A 21,470-nucleotide genomic window follows, 5' to 3' on the forward strand; every position below is an offset into this window, starting at 1 on the left:
GGTCGGCGGAGGTGTCAGCGGGCGTACGCGCCCGGGCCGGTCAGGGCACCGGGGCCGCGGCGCATGCGGATCGCATACGTGCAGCTCCGGCCGAGACCGGAGTTCGTGATCGCGTTCGCGGCGGACATGTGGGGAACGCTAGGGGGTTCGGGCGAGGTGGGGCAACGGGATTTTTGTGGTGGGGAGCGCCATCCGGGGAGTGGGGTGCGGTTGGGTGGCGAGTGCGGGGCGGTGGGGGCTGGTCGCGCCCACGCGGCGGAGCCGCATATCGATACAGCCCCGCGCCCCTGAAAGAAGGGCGTCACCCTCATCAGCGTTGGTATCTTGCCAGGACCAAGTTGCCGTCCCTCTCCAGGCGTTGGCGTAGTTCGGCCAGGCTGATGCCGCCGCTGTAGTACTCCTGGAACGCCGGGGTGGCCACCTTGTCCTTCCACTCCGGGTAGCCGCGTACTGACTGTGCCGGCGCGGAGTTGAGGTCTCCAGCGAGTGCGGTGCCGGTGGACCAGTCGTTCTTGGTGGTGTGCAGGGCCGGGTCCTTGAGGGCCTGGGTGCCGGTGGGGAGCATCCAGTCGCCCAGGGCCAGTCGGACCATGTTCTTGGGCTGGAGGAGGAAGTCGATGAACTCGGTGGCCTCCTTCTTGTGCGGGCTGTCCTGAGAGACGGACAGGGTCTGCGGGCTGACGCCCTGGGTGAGCCCGTCGGCGCCGGCGGGAGCGGGCAGCACCTGCCAGTCGAAGCCCTTGGGCGCCTGCTGCACGATCTGCTGCCGGTAGGAGAAGCCCAGCGGGATCATCGCGTACTTGCCGCCGAAGAACCCGGGCAGGGTGTCGGAGCCGCCGCTGCCGAGGATCGTGGGCGAGGCGCTGTGGTCCACGTCCACCTGGTCGTGGATCGTGCGGGGTACGACCTGGTCGGCCGCGTCGAAGCGGACGGTCACCTTGCCGTCCGCACCCCGGTGGAACAGCTCGCCGCCCGCCGACAGCGACAGGTTGAGCGTGGCGGACACCGGCTCCTTGAGCGGCCAGGCGACGCCGTACTTGCCGTCGCCGCTGAGCCGCCGGGTGATGGCCCTGAACTCCGCCCAGCTCCACGGGTGTTCGGGGGTGGGAATGCGTACGCCCGCCTTCTTCAGCCAGGTGGCGTTGGCGATCAGCACCCTCGGCTCCTGGAGGAACGGCACGCCGTAGACGCCGTCCCCGAAAGTCGCCGTCTCCCAACTTCGTTGCGGGATCTCGGACTTGAGCCGCGCGGGCAGCAGCTTGCGCAGATCGGCGAGGTAGCCGCCGTAGGCGAAGTCCGCGAGGTCGTCCGAGGCGTCGTGGATGATGTCCGGTGCTTCACCGCCCTCGAAGGAGGTGAGTAGTTGGTCGTGGACGCTGTCCCAACTGCCCTGTAAGTACTCGACCTTGACGTCCGGATGGGTGGCGTTCCACTCCTTCACCAGTTCCTTGTTGGCGGTGACGGACTCGTCCTGCCAGGCCAGGGACTGGAAGCGGAGGGTGATCCGGCCGCTCGCGGAGCCGTTTCCGCCGCCCGTGCAGCCGGCGAGGAGCAGGGTCAGGACGAGGGCGAGGATCCAGCGCGCTCGCATCAGCTCTTCACCGCCCCGGTCAACATGCCGCCGGTGATCCGCCGTTGGATCAGCGCGAAGACGATCAGGGAGGGCAGGGTCGCGAGGAACGCGGCGGCGGCCAGCGGGCCGAGGTCGGCGACGCCCTCCGCGCCGATGAAGTGGGTGAGGACGACCGGCAGGGTCTGTTTCTCCGGGGTCTTGAGCAGGACCAGTGCGAAGAAGAACTCGTTCCACGCGGTGACGAACGCGAACAGCGCCGTCGCCACGATCCCCGGCGCGAGCAGGGGCGCTGTCACCGACACCAGTGTGCGCAGCTTCCCTGCGCCGTCGACCGCGGCCGCTTCCTCCAACTCGGCGGGTACCGCCCGTACATAACCGACGAGCATCCACAGTGCGAACGGCAGCGACCACACCACGTAGACCAGCACCAGCCCGGCCAGGGAGTCGATCAGCCGCAGGTTCTTCAGCACCAGGAACAGCGGGATGATCACCAGCACGAACGGGAACGCCTGGCTGACCACCACCCACCCGGTCGCGGCCCGCGCGAGCACCGTACGGCGCCGGGCCATGACCCACGCCATCGGTGTCGCGATCACCACGGCGATCAGCGCGGCCCCGAGCGCCGCGAGCAGGGAGTTCAACGCGGCGTGCAGCAGCGGCTGTTCGTCGAAGGCCTGGCGGAAGTTGGCGAGGGTGGGGTGTCTGGGGATCCAGGTGGGGTGCAGACTGCCCAGCTCGCGCGGTGACTTGAAGGCGGTGGAGATCAGCCAGAGGAGAGGGAAGGCGAGGAAGACGAGATACGCGAGCAGGGCGACGTACTGTCCGGCGCGGGCCCCGGTGCTGGTCCTCATACCTGTTGTGCCGCTGGTCCTCATGAGTCGTCTCCTCCCCTCAGGCGGCCGACGAGGAAGACGGCGAGGAGCACCGAGATCACCGCGACCATCACGCATCCCATCGCCGCCGCGTAGCCGAACTGGCCGTAGCGGAAGGCCTCTTCGTAGGCGAAGAGCATGGGCAGCCGGGTGCGGCCGCCGGGTCCGCCATTGGTCAGGACGTAGACCAGGGCGAACGAGTTGAAGTTCCAGATCAGGTTGAGTGCCGTGATCGCCAGCGCCACGGGTCTGAGGGCGGGCCAGGTGACCGTGCGGAAGCGGCGCCAGGCTCCGGCGCCGTCGACCGCCGCCGCCTCGTGCAGTTCGCGCGGGGTGTTCTGCAGCCCGGCGAGCAGGGCGACCGTCGTCTGCGGCATGCCGGCCCAGACGCCGACGACGATCACGGCGGGCAGCGCGGTCGTCAGGCTGCTGAGCCAGTCCCGGCCGTTCCCGAGGCCGAGGTCGTGCAGGGTCTCGTTGAGGATGCCCGCGTCCGGGTTGTAGACGATCCGCCACATGATGCCGACGACGACCTCGGGCATCGCCCACGGGACGATCGCCAGCGCTCGGGCGAGCCAGCGCATCCGCAGATCCTGGTTGAGGAGCAGGGCGAGACCGAGGGCGAGCAGGAACTGCGGCACGGTCACCCCGACCGCCCACACCAGGCCGATGCGGAACGACTCCCAGAACAGCGTGTCGTGCAGCAGATCCCGGAAGTTGAGACCGCCGATCCACTGGGTGGGCGCGGTCCGGCCCGACTGGGAGTCGGTGAAGGCGAGCAGGATTCCGTACAGCAGCGGTCCCACGCTGAGCACGAGGATCGGGATCAGGGCGGGTAACACCAGGAACCAGGCCGCGTGGTCGGGAGCGCGTCGCTGTCGGCCCCGGCTCGGCGTCCTCCACACTTCCGTCACCGATGTCATGGAATCAGCCCCTTTGCGCGGCCCGGTCGGGCCCCGTCATGGTCGTGAACACGTCGTGCCTCGTCAAGGCACCTCGCACGGCGTCCCACCTGTGCGAATGCGACACTGGCCGTCGGATGGCGGGAACCCGACGCCGTACGCACACGCACAGGGATCACTCGGAGGCGGACGATGGACGAGGCACGGGCCCGGGACGTACTGGCCGCGGCGGACGTGCTGCCCGGCCCGGCACGGGACGCGCGGCTCCTCGCCCTCGGCGAGAACGCGGTGTTCGCCGCCGGTGACCTGGTCGTCAAGGTGGGCCGTGACGCCGAACTCCTCGACCGTGCCCGGCGCGAGCTGAACGTCGCGCTGTGGCTGGCCGAGGCCGGCGTCCCGGCGGTGCGGGCCGCCGACCCGAGGGCGCGCCTGGTCGAGGGGCACCCGGTGACGGTGTGGCACCGGCTGGCCGATTCCGTACGCCCGGCCGATGCCCGGGATTTGGCCGAACTGCTACGGGTGGTCCACGCGCTCCCCTCTCCCCCCTTCGACCTCCCGCCCCGCGAGCTGCTGGGCGGTGTGGAACGCTGGCTGCGCCTCGCCGGTGACGCGATCGACCCGGCGGACGCGGCGTATCTGCGCGAGCGGCGGGACGGTTTCGCGGCGGCCGCCGCCGCGCTCACGCCGCACCTGCCGCCCGGCCCGATCCATGGCGACGCGCTGCCCCGCAATGTGCATGTCGGGCCGGACGGTCCGGTGCTGGTCGATCTGGAGACCTTCTCCGCCGATCTGCGCGAGCACGATCTGGTGGTGATGGCCCTCTCCCGGGACCGGTACGCCTTTCCGGCCCGGGCCTATGACTCGTTCACCGAGGCGTACGGGTGGGATGTGCGCGAGTGGGACGGTTGCGGGGTGCTCCGTGGTGCTCGGGAGACGGCCAGCTGTGCCTGGGTTGCTCAGCACGCACCGAGCAACCCTGAGGCGCTTGTTGAGTTTCGGCGGCGGGTGGCGTCTTTGCGGGACGGGGACGAGACGGTGCGGTGGTTTCCGTTCTGAGCGCCTAATGATGGGGGGCTGACTGGTATTCGGGCGACTGCCGGTCCGCTGTGGCTGGTCGCGCAGTTCCCCGCGCCCCTTTGGGGCGCTTCCCTTTTGGGCGCTTTCGGAGCCGCCGGGTCAGACGGTCTCGTCCTCCAGCTCGCGCAGCGGCCACGTGCCGTCGACCACCGCGTCCTGGTCTCCCTTGCGGCGCAGGAAGCTCTGGAAGTCCGCGGCCCATTCCGCGTACCACTCGATCTGGCGGCGGTGCAGCTCCGCCGGGCCGAGGGCCGCGACCTTGGGGTGGCGGTCGGCTATCGCGCCGGCCAGTCGCGCGGCGGCGAGTGCGTCGGCCGAGGCGTCGTGCGCGGAGTCGAGGACCACGCCGTACTCCACGCAGACCGCTTCGAGGTTGCGCTTGCCTCGGCGGTAGCGGTCTACGGAGCGGTCGATCGTGTACGGGTCGATAACCGGGGCGGGCTCGGTGCCGCCCAGGCGGTCGCGCAGGGACGGCAGTCCGTGCCGGCGCAGCTCGGCGGAGAGCAGGGTGAGGTCGAAGGCCGCGTTGTAGGCGACGACGGGGACGCCCGTCTTCCAGTACGTCACGAGAACGTCCGCGATCGACTCGGCGACCTGGTCGGCGGGGCGGCCCTCGGCGGTGGCCCGTTCGTTCGTGATGCCGTGCACCGCGACGGCGTCCGCCGGGATCTCCACGCCCGGATCGGCCAGCCACTCCCGGCGGCCTATCGGCCGTCCGCCCCTGACCTCGATGACCGCGCCCGTGACGATGCGCGCCTCGCGCGGCTCCGTCCCCGTCGTCTCCAGGTCGAAGCCGATGAGCAGCTCCTGGTGCCAGGCCATGACGGCCCCCCTTCTCGGTGGTGCTTTCCCCCAGTGGTCTCCACGATCGCATGAGCCACTGACAATCCGATGACCGCGTTCCGCTTACCGCCGGAGGGGCCAGGGGACAGGTCAGGACACCGGTCGCGAATCCGCCCACATCTGCTCGAACTCATCGCGATAGGTGGGGAAAAGCGCGCTGTCATCCATTTCGTCCGACTTGACCAGTCGGCTTCCGTTCCGCAGCACCAGCACCGGGGCCTCCATGCCGCGGCTCCGGCGCAGATAGGACTGGACGACGGCTATGCCGTCCGAGCCGTCGCCGTCGACGAGGTACGCCGTGAAGCGCGGCGTCTCGTCGAAGACCTGGATCTCGAAGGCCCCCTGGTCGCGCAGCCGGGACCGCACCCGCCGCATGTGCAGGATGTTCATTTCGACGGCGCGGCTCAACTCGCCGCGCTTGATGCCGAGTTCACGCTCACGCCGCTTCACCGCGCTGGAGGCGGGGTTGAGAAACAGCAGCCGTGTCCGGCAGCCCGACTCGGCGAGACGGACCAGCCGGCGGCCGGAGAAGTTCTGCACGAGCAGGTTGAGGCCGATGCCGATGGCGTCGACCCGGCGGGCCCCGCCGAAGATGTTCTCGGCCGGGAACTGCCGCATCAGCCGCACCCGGTCGGGGTGCACGGCGACCACGTCCGCGAACCGGTCGCCGATCAGCTCCTCGACCGCGTCGACGGGCAGCCGGCGCGCCGAGGGCACGTCGCTGCCGGCGCCGAGGGTCTCCAGGAGTTTCGCGGAGGCCCGCTCGGCCTGGTTGAGGACGGCCTCGGACAGGGCGCGGTTGCGGGAGACGACGTTGCGGGTCACTTCCAGTTCGTCCAGGGCGAGTTCGACGTCCCGGCGCTCGTCGAAGTACGGCTCGAAGCACGGCCAGTGCTGCACCATCAGCTCGCGCAGCTGCGGCAGCGTCAGAAAACTGAGGACGTTGTCGTCGGCCGGGTCGAGCAAGTAGCCCTTGCGGCGGCTGACTTCACGGACGGCGACCGCGCGCTGCACCCACTCCTGGCCGGCCGGACCGGCCGCGGCGACCACCCACTCGTCGCCGTGGACGGGTTCGTAGATGGGGCGCAGAACAGCGGCCACGACCGCGCGCAGCCGCTGCTCGACCAGGTTCAGCCAGATGTAGGCGCGGCCGGCTCGCTGGGCGCGCGTACGCACCTCGCGCCAGGCGTCGGCGTCCCAGTCCAACTCCGGCCCAATGGAACCAGCCGCGTCCATCGGACGTGCCAGGGACACCGCGCCGGGCGGGACTTCTGCGGAGTTCCCCTCGTGACTCTCGTCACCAGGGGGCAACTCCAGCCCTCCCGAGCCCACCCGCGCACCGCCTTCCGCTCCCCCGAGCTCTCCCCAGTCTCAACGATCAAGGAAGGGTACTCCGGGACCGGTCGGCGGTGCAGCCGGATGGACAGGGTCGTTTCTCAACTTCCGCCGTTCACATTGCCGTTCTGGTTGGCGAGCGCGGCCGGAGTGAGCGGATTCATAGCGGTGACGTCGCGCGGGGCGATCGAGAATCCCTGCCAGTGGACCGGCATCGGCTGCTGGTCCTCGTCCCGGGCGATGTGGTGGAAGCCGACGTTCACCCAGACCACGGGGTGTGTGAGGGTCTGTCCGTTGACCCACTTGTCGACCTGCTTCGGGTGCCCCGCACCGCAGTTGGGCAGGTTGTCGCTGGCGAACTGCTCGCACTTGTTGTACTCGGTGAAGTACACGTCGTGCGTGGTGAAACTGCGGCCCGGGTACTTGGTGGTGGTGCCGGGGACTATCTCGTAGGACCGGGCGTGGTTGTCCTTGTTCTTGCCGGTCGCGCTGACGACGCGCCACCAGCGCATGTTCTTGGCGTCGCCCGCGAGTTCCTTGGTGACCTTGGTCAAGGTGGTCTTGTTGGTGGGCGTGTTGGCTCCGCGCGGGGTGACCTTGGAGTCGTACTGCTCGATCCGGCCCTTGGAGGAGCCGTCGAGGGCGAAGTCCAACTTCCAGAAGACGTCGTGCTGGTGGCTCGTCGCGTACGCCTTGGCGCCCTTGCCGAGCGGCCAGCCGCGGCCGTCGCCCGCGTCGTAGTCGTAGGGCGAAAGGCTGCCGGTGGCACCGACGTTCATGTTGATGGTGCCGTCGTCCTGGAAGCGCCACTCGGTGATGTACTCGTACCAGCCGACCTGGTTGACCGTGTAGACGAGGAAGTCCTTGCCCTGGGTCTGGAAGACCTTGTTGGCGCTGTCGCCCTGCATCCGGAAGGCGTGACCGCGCGAACGGGTCGTCGTGCAGAGGCCCTTGACGTTCGGGTGGGCCGGGTCCTGGGCGTCGGGGACCTTGACGGTCTTGATGGTGCCGCCGGGACACTCGCCGGGCGCCATGTTCATCAGGCCCGTGCCGAAGCCGTACTGGGTGAGGTCGCTGTACTCGTTCTTGCCGTCGTCGTACGGCACATGGATCTGGGCGAGCTTCGCGTCGGCCAGCACCTTGATGGGCGTGGCCTGGCCGGGCGGCTGGTAGGAGATGTTCTCCAGGACGAGGCCGGCCTCGCGCTCGTAGTGCCAGCACATCCGCCAGGTGGTGCCGGTGGAGAGCTTCTGCTCGATGGTGTAGGCGGCGCTGCAGCCGGGGGCGGCGGCGGCCGGGGCGGACTTCGGCTGGGCGACGGCCGGTCCCGCGCCGGCCGTGGCACCGGCGGCCAGGGTGGCGAGGGCGAGGCCCACGGCCCCCCGTCTGCGGGCACGGCTGATTCTGTTGACGCGCATGAAGAAATGACTCCCTTACAGGAGAAGCAAGTTGGGACAGTGGACGAAGAACTGCGCGGTCGGCGCGGCCGGTTCAGCCGGTGAGCTTGCCGACCTTGCGGGCGCTCAGGTCGATGACGAAGTCACGGGCGTCGATCCACGGCCCGTTCTTGACCTTCGGGAACAGCCGCACGCAGCGGTGCTCGCCGCACTGGTCGAGGTCGCCGGACTGCCGTCCCGGAGTGGCCTTGTAGACCATGGCCGTCAGCAACAGCTGGTCGGGCGAGGTGAGTTCGTTGCCGGTGGCGTCCTTGTAGTCCGCCTTCAGGCCCGCGCCCAGCGGGTCCGCGAGGAGCAGCTGGGCCGCCTCGACGTTCTCGTCATGACTCGCCGGCGGCTGCACTCCGTGCTGGGTGCCGGTCTGCTCGACCTTGCCGGTGTCGAGGTTGACGGTCTTGGTGACGACCGTGTCGTCCTTGTAGTCGTAGAACGTCACGTCCGCGCGGCGCGGCGCGTTCGGGTTGTCCAGCTCACTGGTCTCGGGGTCGGCGAGCTCCACGTCGAGGCGCTGCGGTCCGCGGTGCCCTTCCACGTTCTCACTGGAGTTGAGGAGTTGCTGGTTCACCGCGATCTGCTCGACGCGCTTGGTCTCGTCGTCGGTGAGCGGGTCGCGGCCCTTGCCTTTCTCGCCCTCGGCCGGGGCCTGTTGCACGACACCGGGTGCCGCGCCCGGTCCGTCCGCCGCCTGTTGGGCGGACCCCGCGGCCTTTCCGGTGCCCCCCGACTCGTCGGCCCCCGCCGTGCCCGGCAGGGTGACGGCGACCATCACGGCGGTCCCGGCCACCGCTATGGCCGTACCCGCCACCACCTTGCCCAGGTGGCGGTGCACTGTCCTTCGCACATTTCCCCCTACTCCCCCTGGGCCCTTCCCCGGACCGCTGGGAGTGGTGTCTGTCGCGCTCGATTCGGGATACGGCATACGTCGTATCCACTGGCCATTTGGTAAGAGGGACGTAAGTCATAGGTGGTTCCCTCACTTTCGGGGAGACTCATGGCCAAGGCGCCCCGGCAGCGGGGCCCGGCTGAAAGAGTCGTGACCATGCAGGTCTGGCCTGGAGAGGCGTATCCACTCGGTGCCACGTACGACGGCGCCGGCACCAACTTCGCGGTCTTCACCGAGGCCGCGGACCGAGTAGAGCTGTGTCTGCTGCACGACGACGGCTCGGAGACGGCGGTGGAACTGCGGGAGAGTGACGCGTTCGTGCGGCACGCGTACGTGCCCGGCATCATGCCCGGACAGCGCTACGGCTTCCGCGCGCACGGCCCGTACGCCCCCGAGCGCGGCCAGCGGTGCAACTCCGCGAAGCTGCTCCTCGACCCGTACGCGAAGGCAGTCAGCGGATCGATCGCCTGGGGTGAGGAGGTGTACGGCTACCACTTCGACGCCCCCGACAAGCGCAACGACCTGGACTCCGCGCCGCACACCATGACGTCAGTCGTGGTCAACCCGTACTTCGACTGGGGCGACGACCGGCTGCCCCGGCACGGATACCACGAGACCGTGCTCTACGAGGCCCATGTGAAGGGCCTGACGATGCAACACCCGGGGCTGCCGGAGGAGCTGCGCGGCACGTACGCGGCGCTCGCGCATCCGGCGGTCATCGAGCACCTGGTGGAGCTCGGGGTGACCGCCCTGGAGCTGATGCCGGTGCATCAGTTCGTGAACGACCACCGGCTGGTCGACATGGGGCTGAACAACTACTGGGGCTACAACACGATCGGTTTCTTCGCCCCGCACAACGCGTACGCCTCCTGGGGCGACCGCGGCCAGCAGGTGCTGGAGTTCAAGTCGGCGGTGCGGGCCCTGCACGAGGCCGATATCGAGGTCATCCTGGACGTCGTCTACAACCACACCGCCGAGGGCAACCACCTGGGCCCGACGCTGTCCTTCAGGGGTCTCGACAACCCCTCGTACTACCGGCTGGCGGAGGACCCCCGCTACTACATGGACACCACGGGGACGGGCAATTCCCTCCTCATGCGGTCCCCGCACGTGCTCCAGCTGATCATGGACTCGCTGCGCTACTGGGTCACCGAGATGCATGTCGACGGCTTCCGCTTCGACCTCGCGGCCACCCTGGCACGGCAGTTCCACGAGGTGGACCGGCTGTCGTCGTTCTTCGACCTGGTGCAGCAGGACCCGGTGGTCTCCCAGGTGAAGCTGATCGCGGAGCCCTGGGACGTCGGCGAGGGCGGCTACCAGGTGGGCAACTTCCCGCCGCTGTGGACCGAGTGGAACGGCAAGTACCGCGACACCGTGCGGGACCTGTGGCGGGGCGAGGGGCGCGCGCTCGCGGAGTTCGCGTCCCGGCTGACCGGCTCGTCCGACCTCTACCAGGACGACGGCCGCCGTCCCCTGGCCTCCATCAACTTCGTGACCTGCCACGACGGGTTCACCCTGAACGACCTGGTGTCGTACAACGACAAACGCAACCAGGCCAACGGCGAGGACAACAGGGACGGTGAGAGCCACAACCGGTCCTGGAACTGCGGGGCCGAGGGCGACACCGACGACCCGGCCGTCCTGGAGCTGCGCGCGCGGCAGATGCGCAACTTCGTCGCCACACTGATGCTGTCCCAGGGTGTGCCGATGGTCAGCCACGGGGATGAGTTCGCGCGCACCCAGAGGGGCAACAACAACGCGTACTGCCAGGACAGCGAGCTGGCCTGGGTGAAGTGGCCTGAAGGCGATGCCGAGTTGTCGGGATTGCCTGCCTTCACGCGCGCGTTGGTGTGGCTGCGCAAGGAGCATCCCGTGTTCCGGCGTCGGCGCTTCTTCCACGGGCGGCCCGTGGAGGGCACCCACGACGAGCTGTCGGACATCGCCTGGTTCACCCCGGAGGGCAAGGAGATGGCCCAGCGGGACTGGGACTCCGCGCAGGCGTCCGCGCTGTCCGTGTTCCTCAACGGCAACGCCATCTCGGAGCCCGGCCCGCGCGGGGAGCGCATCGCCGACGACTCGTTCCTGCTGATGTTCAACGCCTCTCCAAAGACGCTGGACTTCGTCGTGCCGGTCAATCACGGCCGCCAGTGGCAGGTGGTCGTGGACACGGGCCGCGCGGAGGGGGTGCCGGCGGGCACGGGCGCGAAGGTGAAGGCCGGGGACCGGCTGACCCTGGTGGACCGCAGCATGACGGTGCTGCAACGGCCGACCTAGGAGGAGGGGCGGAGCACGGACGGCCGACCGGACGCGCGGTCGGCCGATCGGCGGACCGGAAGCAGGAGTCGATGACACGAAAGCCGGCCGGGCGGGTACGTAGGTCTGCATGACACCTGAGCGACCCGACCCGGCAGTGCCCACGGCCACCTACCGGCTGCAGCTGCAGCCCGAGTTCCCGTTCGCGGCGGCGGCGTCGGCCGTGCCGTACCTGGCGTCGCTCGGCGTCTCGCACCTGCACCTGTCCCCCGTCCTGGAGTCCGTCCCGGGTTCGACGCACGGCTACGACGTCGTGGACCACGCGCGCGTACGGGGCGAACTCGGCGGCGAGGACGGCCTGCGGGCCCTCGCGCGCACCGCGCGGGAGCACGGTCTCGGTCTCGTGGTGGACATCGTCCCGAACCACATGGCCATGGCCCCGCGCCACAACCACGCCCTGTGGGAGGTCCTCAGGGAGGGCCCCAAGTCGCCGTACGCGCGCTGGTTCGACATCGACTGGGAGGCGCAGGGCGGGCAGTTGCTGCTGCCGGTGCTGGGCGGTCCGGTCGGCGCGGAGATCGAGCACCTGGAGGTCGACGGTGACGTCCTGCGCTACTACGACCACGTCTTCCCGCTGCGTGAGGGCACCGGGGAGCTGCCGCTGCCGCAGCTCCTGGACGCGCAGTGGTACCGCCCCGTGTGGTGGCGGCTGGCCCGCACCGAGCTCAACTACCGGCGTTTCTTCAGCATCTCGGAGCTGATCGGGGTGCGCGTCGAGGACCCGGAGGTCTTCGACGCCACCCACGCCAAGATGCTGCAACTGCTGCGCGAGGGCGTCGTCGACGGACTGCGCGTCGACCACCCCGACGGCCTCGCCGACCCCGACGACTACCTCCGGCGGCTGCACGAGGCGACCGGGGGCCGCTGGACGGTCGTCGAGAAGATCCTCGCGGACGGGGAGCACCTGCCGGCGTCCTGGCCCGTCGCGGGCACCACCGGCTACGACGCCCTCCGGCAGGTCGACGGACTGTTCACGGACCCGGCGGGCGCCGGTGAACTCCTGGGCCAGTACCGGAGGTTCGCGGCCCCGCAGACCGACCGGGGCGGCCACTGGGAGGCGACGGTACGACGGGCGGCGTACAAGGTGCTCACGCACGAACTGGTCGCCGAGATGGACCGGCTGACCCGGGTCGCGGCCCGTCTGTGCGCCACGTCCCCGGAGGCCGCGCTGCGCGACCGGGCCCCCTGGGCGCTGCGGACCGCGCTGCTGGAGCTGCTGGTCCGCCTGGAGGTCTACCGGCCGTACACCTCGGGCGACACCGCCGCCGTCGTCACCGAGGAGGCGGCGGCCGAGGCCCGGCAGGCGTTCGCCGTCGCGGAGGAGGCGGGCGCCGTCGATGCCGTACGGGAACTGCTGCTGGGACGGTACGGGGACGGGCCCGAGCAGGTCGAGTTCCGGACGCGGTTCGCGCAGACCGCGTCCGCGCTGCGGGCCAAGTCCGTCGAGGACACGGCCTTCTACCGCTATGTGCCGCTGCTGTCGGCGACCGAGGTGGGCGGGAACCCGGGCAGCCCGGCCGTGTCCCCGGAGGACTTCCACGCGTACTGCGCGCGCGTGCAGCGCGACTGGCCCGCCATGGGCACCGTGCTGTCGACCCACGACACCAAGCGCAGTGCCGACGTACGGGCCGCGCTGGCCGTGCTCACCGAGGTGCCGGAGCGCTGGGCCGACGTGCTGGCCGAGGTGACGCGCACCGGGGAGGGCGTGCCGGACGCGCAGCTGGCGTGGGCGGCCTGGCAGACGGTGTTCGGGCTCGGCCCGGCGGACGCGGAGCGCGTCCAGGAGGCCCTGTTGAAGCATGTGCGCGAGGCGGGCCTGTACACGAGCTGGACGGAGCAGGAGCCGCCGTACGAGGAGGCGGTGGCGGCGTTCGTCGCGGCGGGCCCGTGCGGGGCGCCCGGCGAGCACGTGGCCGCGTTGCGCACGGCACTGGAGCCGCACATCCGGGCGAACACGCTGGGCGCCGCCCTGGTCCAGCTGACGATGCCGGGCGTGCCGGACCTCTACCAGGGCACGGAGGCCGAGTACCTGGCCCTGGTCGACCCCGACAACCGGCGTCCCGTACCGTTCCCGCCCCCGCACCCCGGCGACAAGGGCGCGCTGACGGCCGCCGCGCTGCGGCTGCGCGCCCGACGCCCCGAGGTCTTCGGCGACGCGGCGACGTACGCCCCGCTGACGGCGGAGGGCCCGGCGGCGGCGCACTGCGTGGCGTTCGCGCGCTCGGGGGCCGTGGTCACGGCGGTGACCCGCCTGTCGTCGCGGCTCGCGGAGGCGGGCGGCTGGCGCGACACGCTGCTGCCGCTGCCGCCGGGGCGATGGGCCGATGTGCTGGCTCCGGAGCGGGAGTTCACGGGGCACGCACGCGTGGAGGACGTTTTCGGGGAGTCACCGGTGGTGCTGTTGGAGCGGGTGGGCGAGAGCCGCTAGCGGGTGCGGACCCTGAGGATCTTGGGCGAGCGCCGGACCAGGTCCTCAGCCGCCGTCCGGGCGCCCTCCGCGCGGTGAAGACCGGGCAGGGCGGCCAGCAGGGCTCGTAGGCCGTGTTCGGCCGTGAGGCGGGCGAGGAGGGCGTCGGAGCAGGTGTGGCGCCCTGTGCCGTGGGTGAGCGGGGCGGGGTCGGGGCGGAACGCGTCGTAGCGGTCCGGGTCGGTGAAGCGTTCCGGGTCGCGGCCGGCGGCGCCGAGGAGGCAGGCGACGGTGGCTCCGGCGGGGATCGCGCCGACGGGTTCGACGGCCCGGCGCAGCACGACGTGCAGCGGCGGATCGCGGCGCAGGGACTCCGCCCAGGCGCCGGCCGTGAGCTCGGGACGGGCGCGGAGCACCTCCAACTGGCCCGGGTGGTCAAGGAGGTTGGCGAGGAACGACGCGAGTCCCCGCGCGGTGGTCTCGCCGGCCGCACCGAGCAGCGTGCCCACCAGCCCCATGACGGTCCGGTCCGGCAACGGGCCTTCGTCGGTCCGCGCGGCGCACAGGACGGACAGCAGGTCACCTCCCGGGTGAGCGCGCCGCCGGGCCATCAACGGGCGCAAGAAGGCGCCCAGTTCGGGACGGCCGCCCCCGGAGTCGCCGAGTCCCGTACGACACCAGCGATGCACACGCGCGGTCTCCTCGTACGGCAGCCCGAGCGCGGCCACGACCGTCGCGGTGGGCAGCCAGTCGCAGAACTCGCCCACCAGATCGGCCTCTTCACCGGCCGCCAGCCGACGGGCGAGGACATGGGCGCCGCGTTCGACGGCCGCGGTCAGGGCGGCCAGCGCGGGCCCCCGCAGCGCCCGGTCGAAGAGCCGGTCGGCCTCGGGTGCGGCCGGTGGCCCGTCGCCGGGCACGCGGACGAGCCGCGGGTCGGCGAGCGCGGCGCGGACGTCGTCGTAGCGGCTGACGAGCCAGGCGCCGAAGGGCTCGTCGTACACGAGGGGGTAGTGCGTGCGGAGGGTGCGGTAGAGCGGATACGGGTCCCGTACGGCCGTCCGCAGGCTCGGTGGCCCCGGTGGACGGGCCGGGGTGCCCGCGGTCCGCGTGACGAGCACGTCCGTGAGACACAGCACCGCCGTCCGCTCCCGTGGTCGTCGCTCCGCCCCGCGCCGTGGAGGCCGCGCGGCCGGTCGTCCGCGCCATGCGCACACGCGGCTGCCACCAGCCGACCACCGCACCGCGCGGGGCGCAGCCCCCGTACGGCCGTACGGGTGAAGCAGGCGTCACGCGGTCCTACGGCGTACGCGGCCCGGCCGCACGCCGTAGGACCGTCCCGGCCACCGGCTCGCACCCGCGTACGGACCCGGGGTGCAGGCCGGACGGCGGGCGTGCGGTGACGCGGCGCGGCGTCGGTGTTCCCGGTGCGGGGGTACGCGCGTGTGCCCGCAGGGGACGTCACCGGCAGTGACCGTCGGGCCCCGTGAAACCCCCTGGAAAACCCCGGCCCCCTGCTGGCACCAACGCCCCTACCGGCTGCCGGTAAAAGCGCCTGGGCGCCCCCGGTAGCCTCCCCCATGGTCTTCTTGACAGTTCACAGAGGCCGTGGGGTACTGCGGTTGCGAAGCCGGGGCTGACTAGTCGGGGGTGAGTCTCCTGCCGGAGTTGCGATACCCCAGTGTGACCGAACTGGTCTCGTCCGCAAGGGCGTTGGCCGCTCATCGGCCTGCCCTGTGCACCCTGAGGCAGGTGGGCGTCTCCCGCGCGGGCAGACCCCTCCATCTGCTGTCCGTGGGGCACGCCCACCGCGCCGTCCTGGTGGTCGCGGGCGCCCACGCCAACGAGCCGACCGGCGGCTCCACACTCCTCGCCCTGGCCGAACGGGTCGTAGGGGAAGGGGAGTTGAGGTCGGACACGTCCTGGCACTTCCTGCTCTGCGCGGACCCGGACGGGGCGAGTCTGCATGTCACGCCGGCGCCGCGCAGTCTGCTCGACTACCACCTGGGCTTCTACCGTCCGGCCGGGCCCGAGCAGCCGGAGTGGTCGCCCTCCGTGCTGCCGCCGGACCGGTTGCCGCCCGAGACGCTTGCGCTGATCCGGGTGATCGACGAGGTGCGGCCCTACCTCCAGGTGACGCTGCACGGGACCGATCTGGGCGGCAGCTGGGTGCAGTTGACGAAGGACATACCGGGGCTGGCCGAGCCGTTCGCCAAGTCGGCGGCCGAGCTGCACATCCCGGTGGAGACGGGTGCCTCGGACGCGGCGGGCTGGCCCGCTTCGGGTCCCGGGGTGCATGTGATGCCGGCGCCCGGTTCGGACGCGGCGTACCCGAGCATGCCGGACGACGCACGGCACAGCACCTGGTACCACGCGCATCGCTACGGGGGTCTGACCGCGGTCGTGGAGGTGCCGATGTGGGCCAGCGACCTGGTGGACGACCCGGCACCGCATCCCGCCCCGGCGGCGGCGATACGGCGGCTGGCGCGCCGGCTGCTGCGGGACACGCGGGAGGTGGATCGGGTGCTCGCCGAGGCACTGCCGCGCCTCCAGGGGATCGACGGGCCGCTGCTGCGGGCCGCGAAGTGGGCGCTTGAGCTGGTGCCCGGCCTGGCCGCGGACTGGATGCAGATGCCGCCCGCCGACACGACCATGGCGTACGTCGGCAGCGTGGACGCGTTCGGGCGCCGGCTGCCGTTGCGGGCCGCGGCGATGCTGCTGCGCGCCCTGCGGGAGACCGACGACCGTGCGGCGCCCCAGCTCGAACACCTCGTGGCGTCCTGGAGCGACGCCTTCGCGGAACGCTTCCGGGCCCGCTGGGTGCCCTTGGAGCACCAGGTCGAGCACCAGTCCCGCACGGTCGTGGCGGCGGCGCTGCACGCGCGCGAGCAGGCGGGCGGAGTCGGAGACGTCCCCCGCGCGCGTGCCCGACGCTCCGCCTGATGACGTCCGCTCGGGCTGCGCCTCAGGTGTCCAGCGCGAAGACCTCTCCCGTGCGCGCCGCCATGACGCACACGTTCGAGAACGTCTTCGAGTACTCCACCTGACGCCCCTTCCACTCCCCGCGCGCGTGGGCGGTCACCGGGGCGTAGATCATCGGGCAGAAGACGCTCTTCGCCGGGACGGCGTCGATGTCACCGTCCACCGCGCCCAGTTCGGCACAGGCCTCGGCCGCGTGGGCGTGTCCCTGGGGCGGGTCGCACAGCAGCAGCGTCCCGCGCGTGTCACTGGACCGGCTGTCGCCCCGGGTGACGGTGAGGTAGAGCCAGTCGCCCTGGACACCGTGGCGGGGTGCGGCCGCCTGGGCCGGTGCCTGTCCGGCGGCGAGGAGCACGAGCGCCGCGAAGAGGGCGCCCTGAAGCGCGGCCGCTTTCACGATGCGCGTCTTCGGGGTGTGGGTTTTCGAGATGCGCGTCTTCAGGGGGCGGGTTGTCGAGATGCGGGTCTTCGGGGTGTACGGCTTGAAGGTGGTGTGCGTCATTCCCGGTGCATCGGCACCGCGGTCTCCGTACCCCAGCCCGGCTCACCCGAACGGGAGCGCACGGGCGCGTGCCGCCGGGCCAGTTCGAACGCGCTGAGTACCACGCGCGACTGGTACTCGACCTGGCGCGCGACCGAGATCCAGCGCGCTCCGCAGCCGTCGCGGTAGTCGGCGCACCACTCGTCGATCAGCCGGTCCAACTCCGGCAGTACACCGGCCGGATCACGCCCGGAGGCGATCACGAGCTGGTACAGCAGCCCGGCCGTCCGCAGCGCCAGCCGCCGCCCCGCGATGCGCAGGGCGGCCAGGTGGGCGGTGTTGAGCGGCGGCAGCGGGCGGGCGGCGCCGGTGTCGACATCGGGATCCCACGCGTCGGCGAGCCCGGGACACACCAGTAAATAGTCGTCGACCGGTGCGAGCAGCCGCGCCGCGTCGGGCACGACGAGGGTCCGGGGCCGCGCGCCGGGCGTGGCTGTCGGCGGCGGTGCGGTTCGGGCGGCGTCGGCGCGGAGGCGGGTGTCGGCGGTGTCCTGCGCGGGCCTGACGGCCAGGTCTGCGTCAGACCGGAGACGGATGTCGTCGGCGTCCCGCGCGGGCGCGTCGGCCGAGGCGGGGACCGGCCGGGGACGGCTGTCGCTGGTGTCCCGTGTGAAGACCGCGCCCGGGTCGGCGGCGGGCCGTGGCCAGGCGTCCCGCAGCCCGGCGCCCGCCCCCGCCTCGACGCCGCCCTGCACGAACGGCCGTATACGGGCGAGGAGTTGTTCCAGGATGCGGGTGTCGTGGCGCAGGGTGTGGCTCACGGTGCGGAGTAACGCGTCCCGGTCGGCGGGCGGTGCGCCGTTATCGACGCCGGCCACGCCCCACATCGGGGCCTCCACGACCGCGGTGACCGTGCCGTGCCGGTGCGGGTGGTACCAGGTCGACTCGACGGCGGCCTCGGTGATGGCCGCGACGAGGTCGCCCGGGCGTGGCGGTGGGATGCGGTAGACGGCGGGGCCGAGGCTCGGCCAGTACAGGGTGTCGTAGGGGCCGAGTTCGCGCGGGACGCCGAGGCGGGCCGCGGTGTGGGCGACGCGTCGGGCGAGGCCCGGGAGGTCGCGGGTCAGTTCCACGAAGCCGCCGCCCACGTCGACGCCGTGCAGGGAGCACTGGAGGAACGGCCTCAGTTCGTCCTGGACCTCCAACAGGGCGCGCGTCTCCGGGAGTCGGGCCCCGGCCGCGCCGTCCGGCAGCCACTCGGGCTGTTCCAGGAAGCCGGGCCGGAAGAAGTTCCGGAAGTACCGGCCGAGGCTGTACGGGCCGGACAGCCAGCCCTCGTTGCGGCGCGAGCCGTCGGGGTCGAGGCACAGCAGCAGGTTCCAGGTGGCGTCGGCGCCCTCGCTCAACCGGGGGTCGGCGAGGACTCGTTCGGCCAGCCGCAGCACCGTCGCACCGCCGACGGGCTCGTTGGCGTGCGGTCCGGCGACCACGAGGGCCTGGCGGCTGCCGTGGCCCACGGAGAGCAGCCACAGGGGCGTACCGGCGCGGGAGGTCCCGACGCGGCGCAGCCGGGCGTCCTGGGGGCGGCGGGCGACGAGCGCGGCGGCCTGGGCGCCCAACTCGTCCACGGACGGGTAGCGGAGGAGTGGCGGCAGGGCACACCTCCACAAAAGTGGTGCCGTCGGTTCACCTGATGTGCATGGTGTACGCACAGTCAGTCACGGCGCGAGGGGTACGTCAACACCGCCGTACGGAAAGGGATTTGGCGCACATCCATGGTCGCCACATCGGGTAATGCCCAGGCCAGAGGTGAGGTGAGGCTGTGTTCGGGCTGCGGTCGGGCTCAGGTGACGGCGAGCCGGAACGCCATCCGTCCGAAGCCGATCTGATCGCCCTCGCGGACGACGGCCGCTCCGATCACCCGTCGGCCGTTGACCGTCGTGCCGTTGGTCGAACCGAGGTCGCGCAGGACCCACATGCCGCCCTGGCGGCTGAGTTCGGCGTGCACCCGGGACACCGTCTCGTGGGTCAGGCGCAGCCCGTTGGCAGGATCGCGGCCGATGCGCAGCGGATGTCCGTTGCCCGGGTGGGGCAGCAGCAGCTTGGGGAGCCGCTCGGCCTGCCAGGCCCTGCGCAACCGTACGGTGAAGCCCGAGACGGCCTCCACGCTGCCGAACAGCAGCCGGGAGAGGCGGCTCTCGGTGGGCAGGTCGGCGGTGAGCGGCACGAGTTCCTCGGACCGGCGGGCGGCGAGCGCCAGTTCCATACGCCGGATGAACGTGTCGTGGGACAACCGCCCCATGGCGACGCCGTCATGGAGAACCTTGAGCGCCTTGTCGCGCTCCGCGTCGGACAGCCGCGCGGGGTACGTGTGGAACTCGAAGGACGACGTCACGTTCGTGATTGTCGGGCAGTGAACCCCGGGTGTCCAGAAGACGCGGAAACGGCCCGCACGCGCGTGGAGATGACGACACCTGCGCCAAAGGGGTGGATTCAAAAGCGGATTGATCTCGTTTGAAGCACGATGGACGGGCTACATCCCGGTGAGCAGACGAAGGGGAACCGTCCGTGCAGTTCGAGGTGTGGGCACCAGAGGCAGACCGTGTGACGCTCCATCGCGAGGGCGCCACGCGCGCGTTGGAGCGCGATCCCGAGCGTGTGGGGTGGTGGAGCGGCGAGGCGGAGGCGGACGACGGCACGCGGTACGGGTTCGCGGTGGACGACGGCCCACCGCTGCCCGACCCGCGCTCGCGCCGCCAGCCGGACGGCCCGGACGGGCTGAGCGCGGTCGTCGACCACGAGCGGTACGCGTGGCGTGCCGCGTGGTCCGGACGCCCGCTGCCCGGAGCGGTGCTCTACGAGCTGCACGTCGGCACGTACACCCCCGAGGGCACCCTGGACGCGGCGGCCGGCCGGCTCGACCACCTCGTCGAACTGGGCGTCACGCACGTCGAGTTGATGCCCCTGTGCCCGTTCCCCGGCCGGCACGGCTGGGGCTACGAGGGCGTCTCGCTGTGGGCCGTGCACGAGCCCTACGGCGGTCCCGAGGGACTCAAGCGGTTCGTCGACCGGGCCCACGAACTGGGCCTGGGGGTCGTGCTCGACGTGGTGCACAACCACCTTGGCCCGTCCGGCAATTACCTGCCCGCGTTCGGCCCCTACTTCACGGACACGCACCAGACCCCCTGGGGCAGCGCCGTGAACCTGGACGCGCCCGGCTCGGACGAGGTGCGCGCGTTCCTGCTGGGCAGCGCGCTGGCGTGGCTGCGCGAGTACCGGATCGACGGGCTGCGGCTGGACGCGGTGCACGCGCTGCAGGACACGCGCGCGTGCCACTTCCTGGAGGAACTGTCGGCCGCCGTCGACACGTTGGCCGCCGAGACGGGTCGGCCACTGTTCCTGGTCGCCGAGTCCGACCTGAACGACCCGCGTGTGGTCACCTCCCGCGCGGAGGGCGGTCTGGGTCTGCACGCGCAGTGGAACGACGACTTCCACCACGCCCTGCACACCGCGGTGACCGGTGAATCGCAGGGTTACTACGCGGACTTCGCGCGGGCCCCGCTCACGGCGATCGCCAAGACGCTGACCGGCGGCTACTTCCACGACGGCACCTATTCGAGCTTCCGGGACCGGCACCACGGCCGCCGGCTGGACCGCACGCGCGTGGCCGCGCACCGGCTGCTCGGCTACAGCCAGACCCACGACCAGGTCGGCAACCGCGCCCAGGGGGACCGCCTTTCGGCCTCCCTCTCCCCCGGCCTGCTGGCCTGCGCCGCCGCGCTGACCCTGACCGGGCCCTTCACGCCGATGCTGTTCATGGGCGAGGAATGGGCGGCGGGCACCCCCTGGCAGTTCTTCACCGACCACACCGACCCGGACCTCGCGGAGGCCGTACGGCGGGGCAGGCGGCGGGAGTTCACGTCGCACGGCTGGGCCGAGGAGGACGTACCCGATCCGCAGGACCCGGCGACCCGCGACCGCTCCTGCCTCGACTGGTCGGAGCCGCGGAACGAGCCCCACGCGCGCGTGCTGGCCTGGTACCGCCGGCTCATCGCCCTCCGGCACGAGCAGCCCGACCTCACGGACCCGGACCTCACGGACACGAAGGTGGCCTACGAAGAGGACGCGCGCTGGCTCGCCCTCCGCCGCGGAGACGTACGCGTCGCCGTGAACCTCGGCAAGGAACCGGCCGCGATCCCCCTGGGCACCCGTCCGGCACAGATCCTCGCCGCGTGGGAGCCCGTGGAGGCGCCGGGGGCGGACGGGTTGCTCCGGCTGCCCGGGGAGTCGTGCGTGGTGCTGGTGCAGGCGTAAGCGCTTGCGCAAGCGTTTACGGACGGCCGACGCA

At 71.5% G+C, this 21,470-nt stretch carries 16 protein-coding genes; 5 read left to right on the top strand and 11 right to left on the bottom strand.

Going from position 1 to position 21,470, the window contains the following annotated elements; genetic code table 11:
- Window positions 1–310: 310 nt before the first annotated feature.
- Genes ACFWP5_RS07345 through ACFWP5_RS07355 form a run of 3 tightly spaced genes read right to left on the bottom strand, consistent with a single transcriptional unit; the run spans window position 311 to window position 3,368 of the window.
- Window positions 311–1,591, bottom strand: a complete 1,281-nt coding sequence (locus ACFWP5_RS07345; protein WP_384151645.1) for an ABC transporter substrate-binding protein — start codon at window positions 1,589–1,591, stop codon at window positions 311–313.
- Window positions 1,591–2,424, bottom strand: a complete 834-nt coding sequence (locus ACFWP5_RS07350) for a carbohydrate ABC transporter permease (RefSeq protein ID WP_384151717.1) — start codon at window positions 2,422–2,424, stop codon at window positions 1,591–1,593. The genes ACFWP5_RS07345 and ACFWP5_RS07350 overlap by 1 nt, the downstream gene beginning before the upstream one ends.
- A gap of 20 nt (window positions 2,425–2,444) precedes the next feature.
- Window positions 2,445–3,368, bottom strand: coding sequence for a carbohydrate ABC transporter permease (locus tag ACFWP5_RS07355; RefSeq protein WP_384151648.1), 924 nt, complete (start codon window positions 3,366–3,368; stop codon window positions 2,445–2,447).
- Window positions 3,369–3,539: 171 nt separating this feature from the next.
- Between ACFWP5_RS07355 and ACFWP5_RS07360 the strand changes: the two genes are divergently transcribed.
- A complete protein-coding gene (locus ACFWP5_RS07360) occupies window positions 3,540–4,403 on the top strand; it encodes a phosphotransferase enzyme family protein (protein WP_384151651.1) in 864 nt (287 codons plus the stop codon).
- Window positions 4,404–4,523: 120 nt separating this feature from the next.
- On the opposite strand, the gene ACFWP5_RS07365 is transcribed toward ACFWP5_RS07360, so the two are convergent.
- From ACFWP5_RS07365 to ACFWP5_RS07380, 4 genes are all read right to left on the bottom strand, one after another.
- On the bottom strand, window positions 4,524–5,246 hold the full coding sequence (locus ACFWP5_RS07365) for a 3'-5' exonuclease (RefSeq protein ID WP_384151654.1): 723 nt from the start codon (window positions 5,244–5,246) through the stop codon (window positions 4,524–4,526).
- Between the two features lie 111 nt (window positions 5,247–5,357).
- Window positions 5,358–6,599 (bottom strand): SAV2148 family HEPN domain-containing protein, encoded by a 1,242-nt coding sequence (locus ACFWP5_RS07370; RefSeq protein ID WP_384151657.1) that lies wholly within the window; start codon window positions 6,597–6,599, stop codon window positions 5,358–5,360.
- A gap of 104 nt (window positions 6,600–6,703) precedes the next feature.
- Window positions 6,704–8,020: a copper amine oxidase gene (locus ACFWP5_RS07375; RefSeq protein WP_384151660.1), complete on the bottom strand. Its 1,317-nt coding sequence runs from the start codon at window positions 8,018–8,020 to the stop codon at window positions 6,704–6,706.
- A 73-nt stretch (window positions 8,021–8,093) separates the two neighbouring features.
- Window positions 8,094–8,900: a Tat pathway signal sequence domain protein gene (locus ACFWP5_RS07380; protein WP_384151663.1), complete on the bottom strand. Its 807-nt coding sequence runs from the start codon at window positions 8,898–8,900 to the stop codon at window positions 8,094–8,096.
- 198 nt (window positions 8,901–9,098) lie between these two features.
- On the opposite strand from ACFWP5_RS07380, the gene glgX reads away from it, so the two are divergent.
- Window positions 9,099–11,216 (top strand): glycogen debranching protein GlgX, encoded by a 2,118-nt coding sequence (gene glgX, locus ACFWP5_RS07385; RefSeq protein ID WP_384151666.1) that lies wholly within the window; start codon window positions 9,099–9,101, stop codon window positions 11,214–11,216.
- Between the two features lie 109 nt (window positions 11,217–11,325).
- Entirely contained in the window at window positions 11,326–13,683 is a 2,358-nt protein-coding gene (gene treY / locus ACFWP5_RS07390; protein ID WP_384151669.1) for a malto-oligosyltrehalose synthase, read from the top strand.
- On the opposite strand, the gene ACFWP5_RS07395 is transcribed toward treY, so the two are convergent.
- Window positions 13,680–14,801, bottom strand: coding sequence for a cytochrome P450 (locus ACFWP5_RS07395; protein ID WP_384151672.1), 1,122 nt, complete (start codon window positions 14,799–14,801; stop codon window positions 13,680–13,682). The genes treY and ACFWP5_RS07395 overlap by 4 nt on opposite strands.
- Before the next feature lie 511 nt (window positions 14,802–15,312).
- Between ACFWP5_RS07395 and ACFWP5_RS07400 the strand changes: the two genes are divergently transcribed.
- Window positions 15,313–16,605: a M14 family zinc carboxypeptidase gene (locus ACFWP5_RS07400; RefSeq protein WP_384151675.1), complete on the top strand. Its 1,293-nt coding sequence runs from the start codon at window positions 15,313–15,315 to the stop codon at window positions 16,603–16,605.
- 22 nt (window positions 16,606–16,627) lie between these two features.
- Here ACFWP5_RS07400 and ACFWP5_RS07405 read toward each other — a convergent pair whose 3' ends face one another.
- From ACFWP5_RS07405 to ACFWP5_RS07415, 3 genes are all read right to left on the bottom strand, one after another.
- Window positions 16,628–17,143: an SSI family serine proteinase inhibitor gene (locus ACFWP5_RS07405; RefSeq protein WP_384151678.1), complete on the bottom strand. Its 516-nt coding sequence runs from the start codon at window positions 17,141–17,143 to the stop codon at window positions 16,628–16,630.
- The gene (locus tag ACFWP5_RS07410; protein WP_384151681.1) at window positions 17,140–18,750 is read right to left on the bottom strand and encodes a M14 family zinc carboxypeptidase; all 1,611 of its coding nucleotides are present in this window, start codon (window positions 18,748–18,750) and stop codon (window positions 17,140–17,142) included. Before ACFWP5_RS07410 ends, ACFWP5_RS07405 begins: the two co-directional genes overlap by 4 nt.
- 215 nt (window positions 18,751–18,965) lie before the next feature.
- Window positions 18,966–19,517, bottom strand: coding sequence for an FHA domain-containing protein (locus tag ACFWP5_RS07415; RefSeq protein ID WP_384151685.1), 552 nt, complete (start codon window positions 19,515–19,517; stop codon window positions 18,966–18,968).
- 173 nt (window positions 19,518–19,690) lie between these two features.
- Between ACFWP5_RS07415 and treZ the strand changes: the two genes are divergently transcribed.
- Window positions 19,691–21,436, top strand: a complete 1,746-nt coding sequence (treZ, locus tag ACFWP5_RS07420; RefSeq protein WP_384151687.1) for a malto-oligosyltrehalose trehalohydrolase — start codon at window positions 19,691–19,693, stop codon at window positions 21,434–21,436.
- Window positions 21,437–21,470: the final 34 nt, after the last annotated feature.

The sequence above is a fragment of the Streptomyces sp. NPDC058469 genome (assembly GCF_042721125.1).
Lineage (GTDB): Bacteria > Actinomycetota > Actinomycetes > Streptomycetales > Streptomycetaceae > Streptomyces.

What these genes read in the sequence shown, in the direction of transcription:
- ACFWP5_RS07345 (WP_384151645.1), bottom strand. Translation starts at nt 1,591, where the DNA reads ATGCGAGCGCGCTGGATCCTCGCCCTCGTCCTGACCCTGCTCCTCGCC.
- ACFWP5_RS07350 (WP_384151717.1), bottom strand. Translation starts at nt 2,424, where the DNA reads ATGAGGACCAGCACCGGGGCCCGCGCCGGACAGTACGTCGCCCTGCTC.
- ACFWP5_RS07355 (WP_384151648.1), bottom strand. Translation starts at nt 3,368, where the DNA reads ATGACATCGGTGACGGAAGTGTGGAGGACGCCGAGCCGGGGCCGACAG.
- ACFWP5_RS07360 (WP_384151651.1), top strand. Translation starts at nt 3,540, where the DNA reads ATGGACGAGGCACGGGCCCGGGACGTACTGGCCGCGGCGGACGTGCTG.
- ACFWP5_RS07365 (WP_384151654.1), bottom strand. Translation starts at nt 5,246, where the DNA reads ATGGCCTGGCACCAGGAGCTGCTCATCGGCTTCGACCTGGAGACGACG.
- ACFWP5_RS07375 (WP_384151660.1), bottom strand. Translation starts at nt 8,020, where the DNA reads ATGCGCGTCAACAGAATCAGCCGTGCCCGCAGACGGGGGGCCGTGGGC.
- glgX (WP_384151666.1), top strand. Translation starts at nt 9,099, where the DNA reads ATGCAGGTCTGGCCTGGAGAGGCGTATCCACTCGGTGCCACGTACGAC.
- treY (WP_384151669.1), top strand. Translation starts at nt 11,326, where the DNA reads ATGACACCTGAGCGACCCGACCCGGCAGTGCCCACGGCCACCTACCGG.
- ACFWP5_RS07405 (WP_384151678.1), bottom strand. Translation starts at nt 17,143, where the DNA reads ATGACGCACACCACCTTCAAGCCGTACACCCCGAAGACCCGCATCTCG.